19 protein-coding genes are annotated in these 18,464 nt (G+C 30.0%); 14 read left to right on the top strand and 5 right to left on the bottom strand.

The features are described 5' to 3' along the window. The first annotated feature begins 31 nt into the window (after nt 1–31). The 4 genes from H0I23_RS02865 to H0I23_RS02850 all read left to right on the top strand — a co-directional run bounded on the left by H0I23_RS02865 (nt 32) and on the right by H0I23_RS02850 (nt 2,717). A complete protein-coding gene (locus H0I23_RS02865; protein WP_216784966.1) occupies nt 32–412 on the top strand; it encodes a hypothetical protein in 381 nt (126 codons plus the stop codon). 173 nt (nt 413–585) lie between these two features. Then, nucleotides 586–1,038, top strand: a complete 453-nt coding sequence (locus tag H0I23_RS02860) for a GNAT family N-acetyltransferase (protein WP_216784965.1) — start codon at nt 586–588, stop codon at nt 1,036–1,038. A gap of 145 nt (nt 1,039–1,183) precedes the next feature. Beyond that, nucleotides 1,184–2,197 carry a hypothetical protein gene (locus H0I23_RS02855; protein ID WP_216784964.1) on the top strand — a complete coding sequence of 338 codons (1,014 nt, stop codon included), beginning with the start codon at nt 1,184–1,186 and terminating at the stop codon, nt 2,195–2,197. Between the two features lie 70 nt (nt 2,198–2,267). Next, nucleotides 2,268–2,717, top strand: a complete 450-nt coding sequence (locus tag H0I23_RS02850) for a hypothetical protein (protein ID WP_216784963.1) — start codon at nt 2,268–2,270, stop codon at nt 2,715–2,717. 195 nt (nt 2,718–2,912) lie between these two features. On the opposite strand, the gene H0I23_RS02845 is transcribed toward H0I23_RS02850, so the two are convergent. Then, nucleotides 2,913–3,143: an immunity 17 family protein gene (locus tag H0I23_RS02845; protein ID WP_216784962.1), complete on the bottom strand. Its 231-nt coding sequence runs from the start codon at nt 3,141–3,143 to the stop codon at nt 2,913–2,915. A 446-nt stretch (nt 3,144–3,589) separates the two neighbouring features. Between H0I23_RS02845 and H0I23_RS02840 the strand changes: the two genes are divergently transcribed. The 10 genes from H0I23_RS02840 to H0I23_RS02795 all read left to right on the top strand — a co-directional run bounded on the left by H0I23_RS02840 (nt 3,590) and on the right by H0I23_RS02795 (nt 15,172). Further along, entirely contained in the window at nt 3,590–4,126 is a 537-nt protein-coding gene (locus H0I23_RS02840; protein ID WP_216784961.1) for a DUF4377 domain-containing protein, read from the top strand. Nucleotides 4,127–4,370: 244 nt separating this feature from the next. Beyond that, nucleotides 4,371–5,069 carry a hypothetical protein gene (locus tag H0I23_RS02835; RefSeq protein ID WP_216784960.1) on the top strand — a complete coding sequence of 233 codons (699 nt, stop codon included), beginning with the start codon at nt 4,371–4,373 and terminating at the stop codon, nt 5,067–5,069. A 61-nt stretch (nt 5,070–5,130) separates the two neighbouring features. Then, complete coding sequence (locus H0I23_RS02830) at nt 5,131–6,060, top strand: hypothetical protein (protein ID WP_216784959.1); 930 nt, start codon at nt 5,131–5,133, stop codon at nt 6,058–6,060. A 210-nt stretch (nt 6,061–6,270) separates the two neighbouring features. Further along, complete coding sequence (locus H0I23_RS02825; protein ID WP_216784958.1) at nt 6,271–6,708, top strand: hypothetical protein; 438 nt, start codon at nt 6,271–6,273, stop codon at nt 6,706–6,708. A 346-nt stretch (nt 6,709–7,054) separates the two neighbouring features. Continuing rightward, complete coding sequence (locus H0I23_RS02820) at nt 7,055–9,385, top strand: chondroitinase-B domain-containing protein (protein ID WP_216784957.1); 2,331 nt, start codon at nt 7,055–7,057, stop codon at nt 9,383–9,385. 74 nt (nt 9,386–9,459) lie between these two features. Further along, a complete protein-coding gene (locus H0I23_RS02815; RefSeq protein WP_216784956.1) occupies nt 9,460–10,530 on the top strand; it encodes a polysaccharide lyase family 7 protein in 1,071 nt (356 codons plus the stop codon). 37 nt (nt 10,531–10,567) lie between these two features. Beyond that, a complete protein-coding gene (locus H0I23_RS02810) occupies nt 10,568–11,392 on the top strand; it encodes a cupin domain-containing protein (protein ID WP_216784955.1) in 825 nt (274 codons plus the stop codon). A 213-nt stretch (nt 11,393–11,605) separates the two neighbouring features. Continuing rightward, nucleotides 11,606–13,075, top strand: coding sequence for a potassium/proton antiporter (locus H0I23_RS02805; RefSeq protein ID WP_216784954.1), 1,470 nt, complete (start codon nt 11,606–11,608; stop codon nt 13,073–13,075). A gap of 150 nt (nt 13,076–13,225) precedes the next feature. Further along, nucleotides 13,226–14,068: an aldo/keto reductase gene (locus tag H0I23_RS02800; protein WP_216784953.1), complete on the top strand. Its 843-nt coding sequence runs from the start codon at nt 13,226–13,228 to the stop codon at nt 14,066–14,068. 48 nt (nt 14,069–14,116) lie between these two features. Continuing rightward, a complete protein-coding gene (locus H0I23_RS02795; RefSeq protein ID WP_216784952.1) occupies nt 14,117–15,172 on the top strand; it encodes an LD-carboxypeptidase in 1,056 nt (351 codons plus the stop codon). 2 nt (nt 15,173–15,174) lie between these two features. Here the strand turns inward: H0I23_RS02795 and thiH are convergent, their stop codons facing one another. The 4 genes from thiH to H0I23_RS02775 are packed head-to-tail and all read right to left on the bottom strand — an operon-like array spanning nt 15,175 to nt 18,354. Further along, nucleotides 15,175–16,284, bottom strand: a complete 1,110-nt coding sequence (gene thiH / locus H0I23_RS02790; protein WP_216784951.1) for a 2-iminoacetate synthase ThiH — start codon at nt 16,282–16,284, stop codon at nt 15,175–15,177. A 9-nt stretch (nt 16,285–16,293) separates the two neighbouring features. After that, nucleotides 16,294–17,070, bottom strand: coding sequence for a thiazole synthase (locus H0I23_RS02785; protein WP_305853794.1), 777 nt, complete (start codon nt 17,068–17,070; stop codon nt 16,294–16,296). Nucleotides 17,071–17,072: 2 nt separating this feature from the next. Continuing rightward, nucleotides 17,073–17,726 carry a thiamine phosphate synthase gene (gene thiE / locus H0I23_RS02780; RefSeq protein ID WP_216784950.1) on the bottom strand — a complete coding sequence of 218 codons (654 nt, stop codon included), beginning with the start codon at nt 17,724–17,726 and terminating at the stop codon, nt 17,073–17,075. A 37-nt stretch (nt 17,727–17,763) separates the two neighbouring features. After that, nucleotides 17,764–18,354 carry a thiamine phosphate synthase gene (locus tag H0I23_RS02775; RefSeq protein ID WP_216784949.1) on the bottom strand — a complete coding sequence of 197 codons (591 nt, stop codon included), beginning with the start codon at nt 18,352–18,354 and terminating at the stop codon, nt 17,764–17,766. Between the last annotated feature and the right edge of the window lie 110 nt (nt 18,355–18,464).

Here is an 18,464-nt window from a genome sequence, read left to right as displayed (position 1 = left end):
CAGAAATTTGCTTAAATAAAATTTCAGACAAATGAATAAGCTACAAAAAGCTTTAAAAATCAATGCTTTATTCTCTAGTACATCAGGCACAATAATGATTTTATTAAACCAACAAATCGCAAAACTATTTGGTACTAGCAATAATACCGTTTTTTGGATTCTTGGATTAATCCTAATTTACTTTGCATTTACTATCTGGTATGAAATAAAGAAACAAAGAAAATTAGCTGTAATTTGGATTATTATTCAAGACTATACTTGGGTAATAGGAAGCTTAATTTTAATAATATTTACACCATTTAAAATTACGTTAATAGGAAATTTAATACTTGGGACTATAGCTTTAATTGTTTTATGTATGGCAATAAATCAAATGATTGGATTGAAAAAATTTATGACCAACGAGGTATAAAAAATATATGACATTTGTGTTTATTACCAAAGCTAGTTAAATAAAATACGACGTATATTAAGATAAAACCAAACTATTTATATTTATATTCAGTATTAAACTGAAACGACAATGCTTATCACCTGTCCTAATTTCATCAATACTGGACGTTGTCATTAATTAAAAAAACTAAATTGGAAATAAGAGAAACCCATAAAAATGAATATACGATTTCAACTGACAAAGATAAATTAGATATTTTATGTATTCATAAATTTCTTGCAAATGAAACTGACTGGAGTAACAGAATTCCAATAAACACGCTGAAAAAATCTATAGATAATTCTTTAAATTTTGGGCTTTATTACAAAAACAAACAAATAGGTTATGCTAGAATAATTTCAGACTATTCAACTATTGCATATTTAGGGGATGTATTTGTTTTGAAAGAATATAGAGGAAAAGGATTAAGTAAATGGTTGATAAATGAAATAATGAACCATCCAGATCTTCAAGGATTAAGACGATGGATTTTATTAACTAACACAGCCGAATGGCTTTATAAGAAATTTGGTTTTACGGAATTATCCTATCCTGAATTTTATATGGAAAAACATAACCCAGATGTATATAATAGAAAAACCTAACGACAGCAATGTATAAAAATGAACCCTCAATTTAGGGTTTAACCAAAGGTTATTATGTATTTACCACATCTAGTTTTCTTGTGGAAAAACTCGCATGCCTAAACTTGTAGCTTTTATATACAACATCGTTAGCAACAAATAAAAAATGAAAATTATACTATTACTTTTTTTAACCTATAGCATAAGTGCAACTGCACAAAATAAAGAAATTATAAGTTATTATGGTAACGGAAATATTGCTGTTCAAAAAAATAAAGATTCTGTTTTCTTTTATAATAATTTAGGAAATCTAACTCGATTAATTGATTTGAAAGTAAAAAAATCTATTTCTTATGGCTTTCCGATTGAAGCTCAAAATATTATCTTTTTTGGCACTTCAGATCAAAAAAGAGGAGATACTCATACTTTTCCTGTGTTTTTATATAGTCACATAAAAGAAAATGCAGGTGTCGTACTATGTAGTAAGCAGATGTATTATAATGATTGGGGATTGAATATAGGATATATAGAAAAATGCCCTGATGATACTGGTAGTAAAGATTATCGATTTGGAGAAGAGAATTTATATCAATACAATAATTTCGGACAATTAACCACTATAAAAGGAGATACGATAAGAGAATATGATATAAATGGAAATATGAAATCTTTTTTTAGAAGAAATTATTCTTCAGGAAAAACATATAACATTTACAAATATCATTATTCTGAAAATAAACTTATTAAAAAAGAAGATTTTGATACCGAATATGAAGATTCTATTTTAAAAAATATATCAAGATATGAGTACGACAATAAAGATAGGTTGAAAGTAATTAAAAACTTTAGTGTCTATAATAAAAAGGAACGTCTTCAATCTAGTTTTTTGTTTGATTATAATTCCGAAAATTTAATCCTAAGCATTCAGGAGGTGAGAAAAGGTTCTGAAGATAATAAGCGTATTTTATTAGAATATAAATACACTAAAGATTCTAAAATGGAATACTCATACATTCACCCTAACAAAAGCCTTAACTATAAATATGACGAAAAAGGAAATTTGGTTAATGTTTTAAAAAATGGAAAAATAATAAGTACGTATAAATATAATTCTAACGGAAGACTAATTTATTTTTTCAATGGCTGGAGTGAAGAAACATCGTATTTAGAATATAAATAATGTTGTTACACTAAAATTTAGTTGAGAGGTGAAAATTGAAAAACAGCAACAGTTGATTTTAAAAGATACTATGAAACAAATACTTATAATTATAACAACATTTGTATTCTTACAAATAACAAATGCTCAAGATTCAAACTGGAAGAAAAAAGTTTTCGGATCTACTGTTCAATATTATAATTCAGATGAAAAGTTAATGGAAAGCTGGACAGTAAACCATAACGGAGAACTTATTAATAATGACTTAGGTTTTGCCGTTTTTAAGTATAAATATGATAAGAATGGGAATATTATAGAACAAAAACATTTAGATTCACAAAGAAACCCAGCAGTTGACAATATAGGTGTGTCAATTTATAGGTTTAAATACGATAAAAACAATAATAAAATTTATCAAGGTCATTTTGGAAAAGATGGAAAATTGATGATTCCCAATGATAATATCATTTATTCAGAATGGTTTTGGAAATACACTAAAAACGATAAATTAAAAAAAATGAAAACCAAGAATAAATTTTAACTACTTACAAAATATAACCATCAAGTACTTTTCCTGAATGCTTTTAAAGCCTCTAAGTTTTTATCGCTTATTTATTAAAACTAGACCTTTACTACTATCTGTAATTTTATACTCATTATTAAATGGATGTATAAAATCAATAATTAAATAGTTATGTAATTATAAGTTTTAGCAAAAAATATACATCGAAGATTTTTAAAAATCAGAAGCTAAATCTACTTTCCCTAAAATTGATAATATTCCAACAATTATAATTACAAATCCTAAAACTCCGAAAAGAATTCTAGCCCCATTTCTCCCAACTATACTTACTAACAATCTAGCTTTTATACTTCCAAAAAAGAAATTCCAATCTTTGATACTTGCTATCAATGAAAAAAGTCCTGATGCTATAAAAACAAGCCCGAAAATCCAATCATTACTCATATTTATTTTTTTGTTAAAAGTAAATAAATATGAAATAATTTTCTTTCATATTGATGTTTATTTTCTACATATTAATTCAAAAAATTTTACTTTTTTAGTAACTGATTAAATTATGTTTCTAAAGCTGCATATCATTTAGTATACACAAAACCTAAAACAAGGTATATTCATTACTAATACTTTATATAATAAAAAAAAATAGCGGCTATAAGTAATTGAACTAAAAACAAATTCTTATTTCTGCCATCGTTGAATATCTTTACATCTATTCATATAAATTTAATTAAACAATAGGCGCTTTCTATTTTCAATACTTGATAGGCTTTCTATTCTGAATTTATTTATTAAACTAGGTAATTAGCTAATTATATAAAAACAATTGTATTACACTTTAACGCAACCATTTACACAACCTACACATCTAGATATTAAAAACTAAGTAAAATATGAAAACTAAAGTATTACTTTTAATAATTGCTGGAATATTATTCTCTTGTTCAAGCGATGATGCAAATCAAACTATTGATATGCGAATTAATCATTACCAAAGTACGGGTATCGGAGAAGGGTTATTTCTGACTTTATTAGTACAAGAAAATAACAATATTGGTTCTGGTAATTGGAATAAATTTTATGATTCAATTGAGGGATTTAATTACCAGCCAGGCTTTATTTATGATATTAGAGTAGTAGTTGAACTAATTGACAACCCACATGTTGATGTTAGTTCATTAAAATGTACGTTACAAGAAATAAAGTCGACAAAAGAAGTGAACAGTGAAACTACATTTGATATTGATTTAAAAATAAACGGTGAAAGCTTCATTACCTCAACACCAAGCTATAAAATTCTAGATCAAATTAAAATTGATTGTAATACTCTGTGTAATGAACTCGATATAAAACTAGAAAATCAAGATTTTATAATCGGAACTTTTAAAAGATTGCAACGTGAAGAAATACAATTAATTAACCTTAAATAATAAGATATTATCTATAAAAAATTACCATAGCTAAGTTCTAATTTAAAAACATGGTCAGTATTATTTAATTGAAAGGTTTGTGTATATTTAAGCTTTTTGTATGATTTTTAAGAGTTATGCTTTCTACAAAATTGAAGACCAAAATATGGATTTGAAAGTTATTGAGTTATTTAAATAAAAAAAATATCTATCTATAATATTTAAGAATAAATAAGCAGAAACCAATAACGGTAATAAAAATTATATGAAAAAAATTTTAGGAGCTATATTAATTTCACTTTTAATAAGTTGTAATTCTACTCAAAAAAAAGAAAATAAATTACTTAAAAAAGAAGCTGAATTATACGAAAAAGAAAATGAATTTATAGATAGAGAATTAGAGCTAACTAAAAAGGAACAAAAAATTCAAGAGCTTGTAAAAATAGAATCAATTAAAAAAATAAATGGTTATATTTTTAATGATTTTCATATTTCACAAAACAGAGTGGGAATTTTTTCTAAAGGAATGACTATTTCTGATCTCTATAATACACTACCAAAAGAACAAATTAAGAAAATAGTAAGTTACGGAGAATTTGCAGATGACTCATTTGATGCTTATGAAATTTATGATTCATACGGAAAAAAGATATTGATTTTACAAGCTGAAGAAAGTGGAAATACAAACTCAAAAATAAACTATATTTCAATTTTAGACAATCGGTTCATGACAACTGAAAAAATTGGTTTGAATTCAACTTTTGATGACTTTGGTAACTTTTATTCAACCGAAGACATTTCACCAGTAAAAGAACATATCTTTTTAAATGTTGAACACCTTAATGCCACATTTAGCATAAAAAAGACTGAACTTAAAGATGATTGGTGGGATGGAAAAGGAATTGATCAATCTAAAATTCCTAAAACCGCTAAATTTGATAACATTTCTATTTGGTTTAATTAATTACTATTAAAGATTATTTTAAACAGAACACTCTATACTTGTTATTACCTTAAGCTATATCATGAAAATTAAATTTTTGATTATTGCATTTATACTATCGCTAAATGCTTGTGCGCAAGTTACCCCAAGTGAAAAACAAAACAATAACAAAACACGTATACTAGGTACTCGAATTTATTTAGAAAACCCCGATAATTTTAAACCTTCACAAGATTTTATTGGCTTAGAAAGCGAGCAAACTGTTATTCAGTTCGTTGATCTTTATGGAGGAGATTACGGTTCTAATGCTAAAAATTTCACTAAAAAAAACTTCGAAAGCAAAGGAATAAACGTACTGAAATTTAAAGAGTTAAAAATAAATAATTACGATGCTAAACTAGCATTATTGCAAGGGACCCCGAATCAAAAAAGTTTACAATTAGTATTTGGTGATGGTGAGTTTTCCGCAATGGTAATGGCATTTATTCCAAATTTTGAAGAAGAGAATATTAAAAAAATAGAAAATGCATTATTAACAATAGAATACGATAAGGAACGAGTTGTTGACCCTTTTGAAATTGCATTTTTTGAATTAGATGATTCTAAAAGCTCTTTTAAATATTCTAAAACAATTTCTAATATGTTTCTTTACACTAAAGGTGGTATTAAAAAAGATGATTATGTTGGAGAATCGGCATATCTAGTTTCTCAAATACCAACCGACAGACCTAATATGAACCCTGAATTAATTCATGAAAATAATTTAAATTCTTTAAAAAATAACGGGCTAATTGTTTATAACAGAAAAGTTTCTAATAGAAAAAAATTAAACGGATCTGACTGTTATGAAGAACTTATAACCGGTTCATTAAACGATGAAGAAACGCAAATTAAAATGATAAGTATTGTTAAAGGCTCACATGTAGTTCAAATTAATGCTGTTATGAAAAATGATTTTGAATCAACACTTGAAGAGTTTGAAAAATTAACGAGTGAATTAAAAATGAAATAAAAAAATTCTACAGATTCAACCTAAATAAAGTCATGTGTAATAATAAAAAAAATATTAATCTAAAACACATTGTATTAACAGCAATAAAATCATAAAATTTACGTTATACTGGTAAATATTAAAAATCGTTATATGATTAGCTAAATATTTCTATTTAAGCCTAACTTTAATGATGTATTAATACGCAGAAACCACCAAACTTAAACCGTTATGAAAAATAAATTTATCTACTCAGCTCTACTGCTCGTTTTATTAAATTTCTCTTGCTCTAATGATGATTCACCTGAAATTGAAGCTACAAATGAAAATAGTGTAACTAATTGTGACCTAACAATTAAACCAGAAACTGCAGTTGCTATTTGTGTAGATGGCGCTGATTTTGCACTTCCTGATGAAATTTTAACATTTGCATCTACATTTTATTCGAGAGGCGACACTGCTTCTAATTCAACTTTTGTGTGGACGATAGAATCTGGAAGTTTAGAAGTTTTAAGTATTGAAAACTCTGTAGACGGTCAAATTGCCAAATCTGTAGCTACTATTAAATTTAATTCTGACTACTCAGGAAACGGTGTTGTAAAGGTTGATGCGGACAATGATAGCGGACGAGGATTTGCAACTCAAAGTATTGAATTAGATTCGAATTAAGAACTATACATTTACGCATCAGATTTATCTGAAATATTCTATTAAATCTGATGCTGTTTTTTTTAAAAATAAAATAATTTTATATCTGAAACATTATAAGAATCAATACTATTGATTTATTTCAGAAAATGCGTCTCTAAACTTAAAAAAGTAATTCTTCAAAATACGTTTTATCACTAATAACAAGAACAACTACAAATCACTTTATAGTTAATTTGATAAAAAATTATAAGAAAAATTGTGTTAAAGTTATTTTTCAATAGATAATTTTAACTATTTGCAATACTCAACAAATGAACGTAACTTTGGTAAACCAACTTGGTTAACCAATTAAGCCTTTATTTGAATGAAAAATCTATCTATCTTTTTTATAAGCTTTTGTACTTTAATAGTTTCTTGTAGAAAAGAAGTCAAATCAAATGTTGTTACTAATATTGATGAATTTAATGATGCTGTTGCAAACGCAAAACCTGGCTCAACAATTACTTTAGCTAATGGTATTTGGAAAGATTCAGAACTAGTTTTCGAAGGAAAAGGAACTAAAGAAAAACCTATAAAACTTACTGTAGAAGAAAAAGGCAAAGTTACTCTAGAAGGTCAGTCTAATTTACAACTTGCAGGTGATTTTTTAATTGTAGAAGGTCTTGTTTTCAAAAACGGATATACGCCAACGAATTCGGTTATTTCATTTCGCAAGAATAGAGATGAAATGGCAACCAACTCTCGCTTAACAGAATGTGTTATTGATAATTTCAATAATCCTGAACGTCATGTTCAAGATTACTGGGTTACTATTTATGGTAAAAACAACAGAATTGACCATAACCATATAACAGGAAAAAAGAATTTAGGTGTTACTATGATCGTTGGTTTAGATACTAAAGAAAGTATAGAAAACAACCATAAAATAGACCATAATTATTTTGGCCCTCGCCCTACATTCGGAAATAATGGTGGAGAAACATTACGAATTGGAACAAGCCATAATGCATTAGAAAATTCTAATACATTAGTAGAATCTAATTATTTTGATAGATGTAACGGAGAACATGAAATTATCTCTAACAAATCTTGTCAAAACATTTTTAAGTATAATACTTTTTTTGAGTGTACCGGTACTCTAACTATGCGTCACGGTAATGAAACCTTAGTTGATGGTAATGTTTTTATAGGAAACGGAAAACCAAGCACTGGTGGTGTAAGAGTTATTAATGAAAAGCAAACTGTTATCAATAATTACCATATTGGTTTAACTGGTTACCGTTTTAGAGGTGCATTTGTAATGATGAATGGCGTACCAAACTCACCACCAAATAGATATGTACCCGTTATAGAATCTAAAGTAAATAATAATACATTTATAGATTGTGATAACATTCAGCTATGTGCAGGAGCAGATAATGAAAGAAGCCAAGCCCCTGCAAGTTCTGAAATTTCAGGAAACTTATTTTATCATCAACATAAAAAAGATTTGTTTACTATTTATGATGATATCAGTGGCGTAACATTTAAAGATAATATTCTAGGAAACAATTTAGAAACTACAATTTCAAGTGGTTTTGAAAATGCTGAAATTACATTAGTAGAAAATAAAAAAGGTTTCTTGATTCCTAAATCTGATAAAATAAAAAATGAGATTGTAATTAGCGATAATATTGCAACTAAAGAGACTACAGGTACTACTTGGTATTCTAAAAAGGAACAAAATATAGCATTAAACTCTGGTAAAACAATTAATGTAAAAGCTGGAATTAACACTCTATTTGAAATCGTAAAAAAATCAGAAGCTGGAGATGTTATTGTTTTAGAAGAAGGTGGCTCTTATTTATTAACCAAAGCAGTTGAAATAAAACACCCATTAACCTTTAAAACCTCAGGTAAAAATAAAGCTACAATATTGTTTGAAAGAATGATGGCTTTTGAAATACAAAACGGAGGAAGTTTGTCTTTAGAAAACATAATATTTGATGGAGCAAAATCTCCAGATTATGCTGGTAATTCAGTAATAAGTACCGCTAAAAACTCAATGACAGAAAACTATAAATTATTTATAGATAACTGTGAGTTTAAAGATTTAATTGTAAATCATTCTTTTGATGTACTTAGAGTCTCAAAAGGAACTTTTGCTGATACAATTAGCATTCAGAATTCAAAATTTAAAAATATTACAGGTCATATAGCTGCTTTAGATAAAGAAACGGATGATATTGGTGCTTATAATGTAGAGTATTTATTAATGAAAAATAACACAATCTCAGATATACAAGGCGCAGCATTACGTTTGTATAGAGGTGGTAAAGATGAAAGTACTTTCGGTCCATTTTTAGAATTAGATCATAATGTTTTTGATAATGTTGGTTACGGGAAAAAGAATAAGTATGAAAGAGCTGTATCATTATATGGTGTGCAAGTAAATGATATTGAAAATAATATTTTTAATAACTCTAAAGCAATGGAAATGCATTTAGTTGTTGGTGAACCTATCGTTAATATTTTAAATAATAATTTTTATAAATCAGATAAAATTATTATCACAGGTGATCAAAAATATAATCTAGAAAATGCGTGGGAAATTAATCCTGAATTTATAAAAGGCACTTACCAATTATCAGATAAATCAGCTTTAAAAGGTAAAGGCATAGATCGTTCTGATTTAGGAATAATAGCTAATAAATAAAATTTAACTTTGGTTTTATTACAATCAAAAATTAATCATATTAAACTAATACAGACCTAAACAAAACTATTATAATGACAAAAATAAACACCAAATTAGTATTACAATATTTTTTAATGCTAGCCGTAGTATTATCTTTTAGTAGTTGTTTTGATACTCCTAAAAAAACTGCTGCCGAAGAAACAAAGACAGACATAAAAAAAGAAAAATACCCAAGTGATATTATTCCGTTTATGGATGAATGGAAAATTCTTTTAGGGGATGGTACATATTCTGATGAATTAGTAAATTATAAAAAGAAAGATTTCTTTTATGTTGAAAATGATGGTAAAACGGATTGGGTAGTCTATAAAACACCAAATTCTGGTGTTACATCTCGAACATCTAGTAATACAAGAACGGAATTAGGCCAAAAAAAACACTGGATACCTGAAACAGGAGGTAAATTGACTGGCAAACTAAAAGTAATGCATGTTTCTACCTCAGGTGATGCTAGAGTTGCCGCTTCGTACTCTGTAGTCGTAGGCCAAATACATAGTGATGAAGGTCATGAAAATGAACCTATAAAAATATTTTATAAAAAATTCCCAGGTCACACTAAAGGATCTGTTTTTTGGAATTATGAGATTAATACAGAAGGTGATAACTCAAAAAGATGGGATTATTCAACCGCAATTTGGGGTAATGATATGTCTGTTGTTGGTTCTAGTCCTACAACCTACCCTGAAGAGCCAGAAAATGGTATAGAACTTGATGAAGAGTTTAGTTATGAAATAAATGTTTATAAAGGCATTATGTATCTTACTTTTGAAAGTGAAGGACATGAAACTGTGAAGTTCACAAAAAACTTATTGAAATCAGATTTCTCCAAAAAATCAGATGTTCCTGAACAAATTTGGTCATTATACGCATCAATAGGGCGTGATGGTGTAGAGCGTGAAAATGCTTATGCAGGTGAAATACAATATTTTAAGCAAGGTGCATACAACCAAACAAATGGCAAAAAACCTGAAGACAATATTGTATGGAGTACTGGTTCTGAAACTTACGACGGAGATATAGCAAAACAATATGCAAACGGATGTTATACTGAAGTTTGGTTTAAAGAAGCTACTGTAGGTTCTGGCACGCAACCAAATGAATAATAAATTTAAAATAAACTCAAAATAAATATTATATAAAATGAAGAAAAGAATCACAACTATTACGTTACTAGTATTATCATTATTCACGACATTATATAGTCAAGAAATTCCGATTGAAAATTTAGAAACACAATTATCAGATAATACTCAACAATATTCTAAATCTATTCTGGTAAATGAAATTAAAGATATAGATGTTGAACATATAGCACTGACAAGTAAAAATCCAATATTAGATTACAATAAAGATGGCTACAAAACAATATACCTATTTGTAAAAGGTAATGGTAGCGTTATTGTTCAAGATAGCATTTATGATATTGTTCCTGAAACTATATTTTTACCGAATATTAAAGATATTACAATTAAAACGGCAGAAAAAGACACACTACATTACGTAAAAATAACGAGTAAATTAACTGCTCAAGATTTATTAGATCTTAAGGAGTTTCCTGCTGAGAGTACTCAAAATGTATATTATGCGAAATTTACAGATTGTGTACCATATACAGAACCTATAAAAAGTCCAAATACAGTTAGTCGTACAATACTTCCTAATAAAATCATCCCTAGAATAGCAATGGGTACAGTTCAAACAAAAGGCCCTGATGAAGTTGGTGCACATAAACACCCAATGTTAGAGCAATTATTTTTAGGCTTATCTGAAAACAACTGTGTTGTTTTTGCTGATGATGCTAAAGTAAATTTCCCTCAACATTCTATGCTTCATATTCCTTTAGGTTCAAGTCATTCTGTTACTGTAGATAAAGATGAAGTTCTTTACTACGTTTGGATGGATTTCTTTTTAGATAAAAAAGGTGAAGAGTGGTTAAAAACTCATAATGTAAGCGACGATAACTAACCTTTTTCACTTATTAATTATTATATACGTTGTGTTTTTCTTTAATGGAAAGCACAACGTATTTTTTTTCTTTTAAATAAAATAAATAAATGATTTCGTTTGATAATTACAAATAAAATACTCTTAAATTAATTAGCAAATGAGCTATAAAGCTTTGTAAATTTCCTTTACGAAAATTAGTACCTTTACCATATAAAGTAAGAGAGGAAAAGAATGAATTTAACGATTGAAAATATATTATTAGTAGGCTCTTTATTACTTCTTGTAAGTATTTTTGCAGGTAAAACATCTTATAAGTTTGGAGTACCTACTCTATTACTATTCTTAGCTATTGGTATGCTTGCAGGTTCTGATGGCATAGGAGGCATTAGATTTGATGATCCAAAACTTGCTCAATTCATAGGTATTGTGTCTCTTAATTTTATTTTGTTTTCTGGTGGACTTGATACCAATTGGAAAGCTGTAAAACCTATTCTTTGGCAAGGTATAGCACTATCTACTTTAGGTGTTTTATTTACTGCCGTTTCATTAGGTGTATTTGTTTGGTTTATAACTGATTTCACGATTTATGAAAGTCTTTTATTAGGCTCGATAGTATCATCAACAGATGCTGCTGCAGTATTCTCTATTCTACGTTCAAAGAGCTTGGCTTTAAAAAACAATTTAAGACCAACTCTAGAGCTAGAAAGTGGTAGTAACGACCCTATGGCCTATGTACTTACACTTGCCTTTTTAACATTAGTTATCAATCAAGATAAAAGCTTCTTATCAATAATACCCCTATTTTTACAGCAAATGATATTAGGTGGTTTATTAGGTATCTCATTTGGGTTTCTTAGTAAATATATCATCAATAAAATTAAACTTGATTTTGAAGGCTTATACCCTGTTTTAGTTATCGCTTTAATGTTTATTACTTTCTCTGCAACTGATTTTGTAGGCGGTAATGGGTTTCTTGCTATTTATATTTGTGCCGTTTATTTAGGAAATCAAGATTTAATTCATAAAAAAACCATTTTAAAAATGTTTGATGGTTTAGCATGGTTAATGCAAATCGTTCTTTTCCTCACCCTTGGTTTACTTGTTTTTCCTTCTGAAATTATTCCATACATGGGTATTGGTTTATTGATATCTATATTTTTAATAATTGTAGCAAGACCTGTTGGCGTATTTCTTAGTCTGATATTTTTTAAGATGAAAATGAGAAGGCGATTTTATATTTCTTGGGTTGGTTTGCGAGGTGCAGTACCAATTGTATTTTCTACTTACCCTCTTTTAGCTGGAATCGAAAAAGCAAATATGATTTTCAATATTGTATTTTTCATTTCTGTAACATCTATATTAATTCAAGGTACTACTCTTTCTATAGTTGCCAAATGGCTTAAAGTAGGATTACCAGAAAAAGCAAAAAAACTAAGTGCAACTGATATGCTTATGGCAGAAAACCCAAAAGCTGAAATGAAAGAGATATTGATTACTTCAGGTTGTTTTGCTGTAGATAAAAAAATTGTAGAACTTGGTTTTCCTAAAAATGCAATAATTGCAATGATTAAAAGAGATGCAAGCTATATAATACCTAACGGATTAACCAAAATTGAACCACAAGACACCCTTATTGTTCTTGCTGATAGACCTAATATTTTTGATGAAGTTTATGAAACTCTAAAAATTCGTAAAGCATAATAGGTAAAATAATAAACTATTCTATTTCGAAACTATAGCTGTCAATAAAAAGTTAAATACCCCTAAGTATTACTTTCATTATTTAGTTTATCAATATATTTAGTGTATCAAAAATTGGTAGCATAGTATATTATAAAATAGATAGACTACATGAAAGAGATTGTTTTAAATGACGGAAATAAAATACCTATTGTAGGTTTTGGAACGTATAAGGCAACAGAACAAGAAGGTATTGACGCTGTAAAATTTGCACTGAAAAACGGGTATCGTTTATTAGATACTGCCTCTAAATATAATAATGAAGAAGCTGTGGGTAAAGGCATCAAACTAAGTGGTGTTCCTAGAGAAGAAATAAAAGTTACTACAAAATTATGGAGAGAAAATCTTTCCTATGAAGAGGCTAAATCTGAATTTGAAACCTCTCTAAAAAAACTACAATTAGAATATATAGACCTATACTTGATTCATTGGCCTGCAAATGCTAAGAATTATGATAATTGGCAGCATGCAAATGCGGAAGCATGGCGCGCCATGGAAGATTTACAGACTGAAGGGAAGATAAAATCTATTGGAGTTAGTAATTTTTGGCCAGAACATTTAAAAGCGCTTTTTAAAACAGCACGAGTTTTACCTGCCATTAATCAGATAGAATTTCATCCTGGATATTGGCAACCTGAGGTTACTGCGTTTTGTAAAGCTAAAAATATCACAGTGCAATCTTGGTCACCCCTTGGCAGAGGTGAAATTCTAAACAATAGCACACTAAAATCTATTGCTTTGAACCATAATACTACTGTTGCTAAGATTTGTTTACGTTGGGTAACACAACATGATGTTATTGTAATTCCAAAATCTACCACAAAAGAACGAATCAAAGAAAATATTGATATTTTTGATTTTGATTTAACGCATGAAGAAATTCAGCAGATTAATAATATTCCTAAATTAGGCTATAGCGGAGAGCATCCTAATTTATGGCCCGATAGAGAGTAATTAATTACTATTTTTAAAACATAACCTTACCAACCTTAATTAACTAAAATGAGATCTCGCAGAAACTTTTTTACCAATATTATAGGTGTTTCAGCAGCATCACTCCTACCCTTTTCTATTTTCGCCAACGTAAAACAGAATGAAAAAACTATAGAAACTATCAAACCTAAGCGTCTTAAAAAAGGTGATACTATAGGTTTAATTGCCCCAGGTTATGCGGTAAAACCTGAAGTATTAGAGAAGGCAAAAGACACTTTGGTTAAAATGGGGTTCATTCCATATCATACGGAGCGCCTACTCTGGAACTACGGTTATTTTAGCAATACCGATACAGAACGCGCTGCTGATGTTAATGAAATGTTTGCCAACCCTAATGTAGACGGTATCTTATGCGCTCGAGGCGGATATGGTTGTACAAGAATCATGCATCTTCTAGATTATGAGCTAATTAAAAATAACCCAAAAGTACTTGTTGGATTTAGTGATATTACGGCCTTAGCCAATGGCATATATTCCGAGACAGGACTTATAACTTTTCATGGTCCGGTTGGGAGCACTCTAGATGATAAATATTCTATACAACAACTGGAAAATGTTATCATTCATCCTGAACATCAGCTGCTAATAAAAAATGTTATTCTTGAAGATGAAACGCTATTAAACAATCCAGAATTTGATAGGTACACGGTTACTCCTGGGAAAGCTACGGGTAAATTGTTGGGCGGAAGTTTAACCCTCATCAATGCTTTAATTGGTACTCCACATGAAATAGATTTTACCGATGCCATTGTTTTTATAGAAGATGTAGAAGAAGCTCCTTACCGCATAGATCGGATGCTTACCCAATTAATAGAAGGTGGTACTTTCAAACATGCTGCAGGTATTATGGTGGGTGTTTGTAATGGCTGTGATAAACCGGCGGCTTCAGGAAGCTTTACCCTTAGAGATGTGATTTTAGACCGACTCAAACCTTTAAACATTCCTACAGCCTACGGTATGAGTTTTGGTCATGTAAAAAACAACATGACACTTCCTATTGGAATCAATGCCACTTTTGATGCGGATAAAATGACGCTAAAACTACAGGAAAAAGCCGTTATATAAGTTTAAGAATAGGCTTTATCCCAATCTTTGAATACAACCTCATATCCTTGAGATTGAATCATCGCTTTTATTTCGGCTGTAGAACGCTCGTCAGAAATTTCAAACTGCTCTAAGGATTGCGGTTCTACGCTATACCCTCCAGGATTGGTTTTTGATTCGGCACTGATAGAGGTAATACCTAAATGAATAATGTGATCCCTGAATTTTTCACTTTCTCGGGTAGACATAGATAACTCCACATCTTCATCTAGCAAGCGATACGCACAAATTAATTGTACCAAATCTGAATCTGTCATTTCTACTTTAGGAGCAACATCACCTTCAAAAGGGCGTAATCTTGGAAAAGAAATAGAATACTTTGTTTTCCAATAGGTCTTTTGCAAATACCGTAAATGCAAAGCCGTATAAAAACTATCTACGCGCCAATCTTCTAAGCCAAATAAAGCACCAATACCTATTTTGTGGATTCCCGCTTTTCCCAATCTATCTGGAGTATCTAAACGGTAATGAAAATTTGATTTTTTCCCTTTAGGGTGATGCACTTTATAGGTAGCTTCGTGATACGTCTCTTGATACACCAAAACAGCATATAAGCCTGCGGCAACTAAGGTTTCGTATTCCTCTTGGTCTAGTGGTTGTACCTCCATGCTTATATTGGAGAAATTGTTTTTTATTAGTTCGATAGCATGCTTTATATACGACACTCCTACCGTTTTATTAGCCTCACCAGTAACTAATAAAATATGATCGTACCCTAAACTTTTTATCTTAGTTACTTCTTTTAAAATCTCAGCATCGGTTAAGGTTTTCCTAGGAATTTTGTTAGTCATACTAAAGCCACAATAGGTGCAAATATTCTGACATTCATTAGACAGGTACATGGGAATATACATTTGCATAGTATTCCCAAATCTTTTTTTAGTAAGCTGATTGCTGCGCTGTGCCATTTGCTCCAAAAAAGGTTTTGCGGCTGGAGAAATTAAGGCTTTAAAATCTTCTAATTCTATTTTTTCTTTTTGAAGTATTTGAGCAACCTCAGCAGTGGTTACGGCATAGATTTCTTTTTCTAAGGTATTCCAATCATACTGCTCAAATGTGGTTTTAAATGACATAGTGTACTTTTAAATTTCGTTTAAAAAAGAAGTTAAAGGGCTACTGGCTTCCGCTTGTTCTTTAACAGGTGCTAGTTTAGCCAGATAAGCCATTCTCCCTGCTTCTACGGCCATTTTAAAGGCTTGCCCCATGGCTATTGGGTTCTGAGAAACGGCTATTGCTGTATTTACCAAAACAGCATCTGCCCCGAGCTCCATAGCATAAGCGGCATGAGATGGGGCACCAATACCTGCATCTACAATTACAGGCACATTACTTTGTTCTATAATGATTTTTAAAAAATCTTCTGTTTTTATGCCTTTATTACTACCAATAGGAGCGCCTAATGGCATCACACATTGCACTCCTACATCTTCTAAACGCTTGCATAAAACGGGGTCTGCATGTATATATGGCATAACTACAAATCCTAGTTTCACTAATTCTTCAGCTGCTTTTAAGGTTTCTATTGGGTCTGGTAATAAATACCGAGGGTCTGGATGAATTTCTAATTTTATCCAATTGGTATCAAGAGCCTCTCTTGATAATTGTGCTGCAAAAACAGCCTCTTTTGCAGTACGAACCCCTGAAGTATTAGGTAATAAATCAATCCTACTACTCTTTAAATGGCTTAAGATATCGTCTGCTTCATCTTCTAAATCTACCCGTTTCAAAGCTACGGTAACCAACTCGCTCTCTGAAGCAAGAATGGCCTCTTCCATTACTTGAGCACTAGAAAACTTACCCGTCCCCGTAAATAAACGTGATTTAAATGTTTTATCTGCTATGTTCAATATATCTACCATATTTATTGATTTAGGTTGGGTCTCCACACCTGTTCTTCAATGCTTGTTTTTTCTAACGCTTTCTTAAAAAGATTAATGCTATTAAAATTTTTAGTAATTTCTGAGGCTACTGCTACCCCGTAAATTCCTGTTTCTAGAATTTCAGAAACATCATTTATTACAATACCACCTACTGCAATAACAGGAATATCTGTTTGTATATACTTCATTATATCCGCATAACCATCAATACCCAAAATAGGACTTAAACTCTCTTTCGTTTTCGTAAAATGATAAGGCCCTAAACCTATATAATCTACTTTTTTAGTAATAAGTATATTACAATCACTGACTGTATTTGCGGTACCGCCAATAATTTGCCAGCTTTCTAAATACTTTTTAGCAATAGTCGGGCAAGTATCTGTTCTTCCTAAATGAACACCATCTGCTTTTACCTCCTTGGCTATTCTATAGTGATCATTTATTATCAATCTAGTTTGATAATGATCTGTAATTTCTCGGGCTTCTGTAGCAAATTTCAAAACCTTTTTAGGACTCAAATTTTTTAATCGTAGCTGCACCAATGCTGCACCTGCCGTACAGGCACTTTTGATATTATTTAAATGCTCTTGAGGTGTTTCTCCTTGTGATATGTAGTGTAAATTTGGTAATTGCATTGATATTCTATTTAAAATATATTAGTCTGTAGTTTTGTTATTTGTTGTAATAGTTTTGCATGGCTTTAAACGCTGTTACAGGAGCACTATTATTCCAGACTCCGCCTAAAACTCCTATACCTTGATACCCTAATTGATGAATTTCTTCAATATTGTTCTCTGTAACTCCGCCCATACCAATAATCCGTTTTTGAATATGGGTTACCTTAAAACCTTTACCTTCATATCCTTTTTTAGAAATTGAAGAAAAAACGGGACTTAATAAATGATAATCAAATTCAAACCCACAAGCCTTTAAAACGTCTGGATCATGAAATGAAGAACTGATGGTTTTACCATACATATTGAGCGGTTTAAAATATTGCCCTGGATTATCTATATGATCTATTCTTTTTTGCTCCTGAAAATGAATACCTTTTAAATTATATACATTCACTAATTCATGAAAATAATGCACAACGATACGGTTATGATACTTCTCATCTATCAAATCTAAATAATCACAATGCTCTTGATAATTTTTAGAAGGCTTTCTTAAATGAAAATAGACTAAACCGGCTTCAAAAAGTTGGTGTAAAATTTCAATTTCATTGGCAATATCTTCCTCTGGCGCTATAAGAACTATCATACTTTTTTTTGGGTTAGGGATTGCAGTGGCATCCTTTTGCTGTTGGTGTAAATTTATGGCGTAAAACGACATAAACTTATACGAATAGGCAAAAGATATAACGGAAAGCC

It is taken from the genome of Cellulophaga sp. HaHaR_3_176, assembly GCF_019021925.1.
GTDB lineage: Bacteria > Bacteroidota > Bacteroidia > Flavobacteriales > Flavobacteriaceae > Cellulophaga.
This window is presented reverse-complemented; position numbering and strand designations above follow the sequence as displayed.

What these genes read in the sequence shown, in the direction of transcription:
- thiE (WP_216784950.1), bottom strand. Translation starts at nt 17,726, where the DNA reads ATGCAATTACCAAATTTACACTACATATCACAAGGAGAAACACCTCAA.
- H0I23_RS02855 (WP_216784964.1), top strand. Translation starts at nt 1,184, where the DNA reads ATGAAAATTATACTATTACTTTTTTTAACCTATAGCATAAGTGCAACT.
- H0I23_RS02845 (WP_216784962.1), bottom strand. Translation starts at nt 3,143, where the DNA reads ATGAGTAATGATTGGATTTTCGGGCTTGTTTTTATAGCATCAGGACTT.
- H0I23_RS02820 (WP_216784957.1), top strand. Translation starts at nt 7,055, where the DNA reads ATGAAAAATCTATCTATCTTTTTTATAAGCTTTTGTACTTTAATAGTT.
- H0I23_RS02830 (WP_216784959.1), top strand. Translation starts at nt 5,131, where the DNA reads ATGAAAATTAAATTTTTGATTATTGCATTTATACTATCGCTAAATGCT.
- H0I23_RS02810 (WP_216784955.1), top strand. Translation starts at nt 10,568, where the DNA reads ATGAAGAAAAGAATCACAACTATTACGTTACTAGTATTATCATTATTC.
- H0I23_RS02840 (WP_216784961.1), top strand. Translation starts at nt 3,590, where the DNA reads ATGAAAACTAAAGTATTACTTTTAATAATTGCTGGAATATTATTCTCT.
- H0I23_RS02850 (WP_216784963.1), top strand. Translation starts at nt 2,268, where the DNA reads ATGAAACAAATACTTATAATTATAACAACATTTGTATTCTTACAAATA.
- H0I23_RS02785 (WP_305853794.1), bottom strand. Translation starts at nt 17,070, where the DNA reads ATGGTAGATATATTGAACATAGCAGATAAAACATTTAAATCACGTTTA.
- H0I23_RS02835 (WP_216784960.1), top strand. Translation starts at nt 4,371, where the DNA reads ATGAAAAAAATTTTAGGAGCTATATTAATTTCACTTTTAATAAGTTGT.
- H0I23_RS02825 (WP_216784958.1), top strand. Translation starts at nt 6,271, where the DNA reads ATGAAAAATAAATTTATCTACTCAGCTCTACTGCTCGTTTTATTAAAT.
- H0I23_RS02805 (WP_216784954.1), top strand. Translation starts at nt 11,606, where the DNA reads ATGAATTTAACGATTGAAAATATATTATTAGTAGGCTCTTTATTACTT.
- H0I23_RS02815 (WP_216784956.1), top strand. Translation starts at nt 9,460, where the DNA reads ATGACAAAAATAAACACCAAATTAGTATTACAATATTTTTTAATGCTA.
- H0I23_RS02800 (WP_216784953.1), top strand. Translation starts at nt 13,226, where the DNA reads ATGAAAGAGATTGTTTTAAATGACGGAAATAAAATACCTATTGTAGGT.
- H0I23_RS02795 (WP_216784952.1), top strand. Translation starts at nt 14,117, where the DNA reads ATGAGATCTCGCAGAAACTTTTTTACCAATATTATAGGTGTTTCAGCA.
- thiH (WP_216784951.1), bottom strand. Translation starts at nt 16,284, where the DNA reads ATGTCATTTAAAACCACATTTGAGCAGTATGATTGGAATACCTTAGAA.
- H0I23_RS02865 (WP_216784966.1), top strand. Translation starts at nt 32, where the DNA reads ATGAATAAGCTACAAAAAGCTTTAAAAATCAATGCTTTATTCTCTAGT.
- H0I23_RS02775 (WP_216784949.1), bottom strand. Translation starts at nt 18,354, where the DNA reads ATGATAGTTCTTATAGCGCCAGAGGAAGATATTGCCAATGAAATTGAA.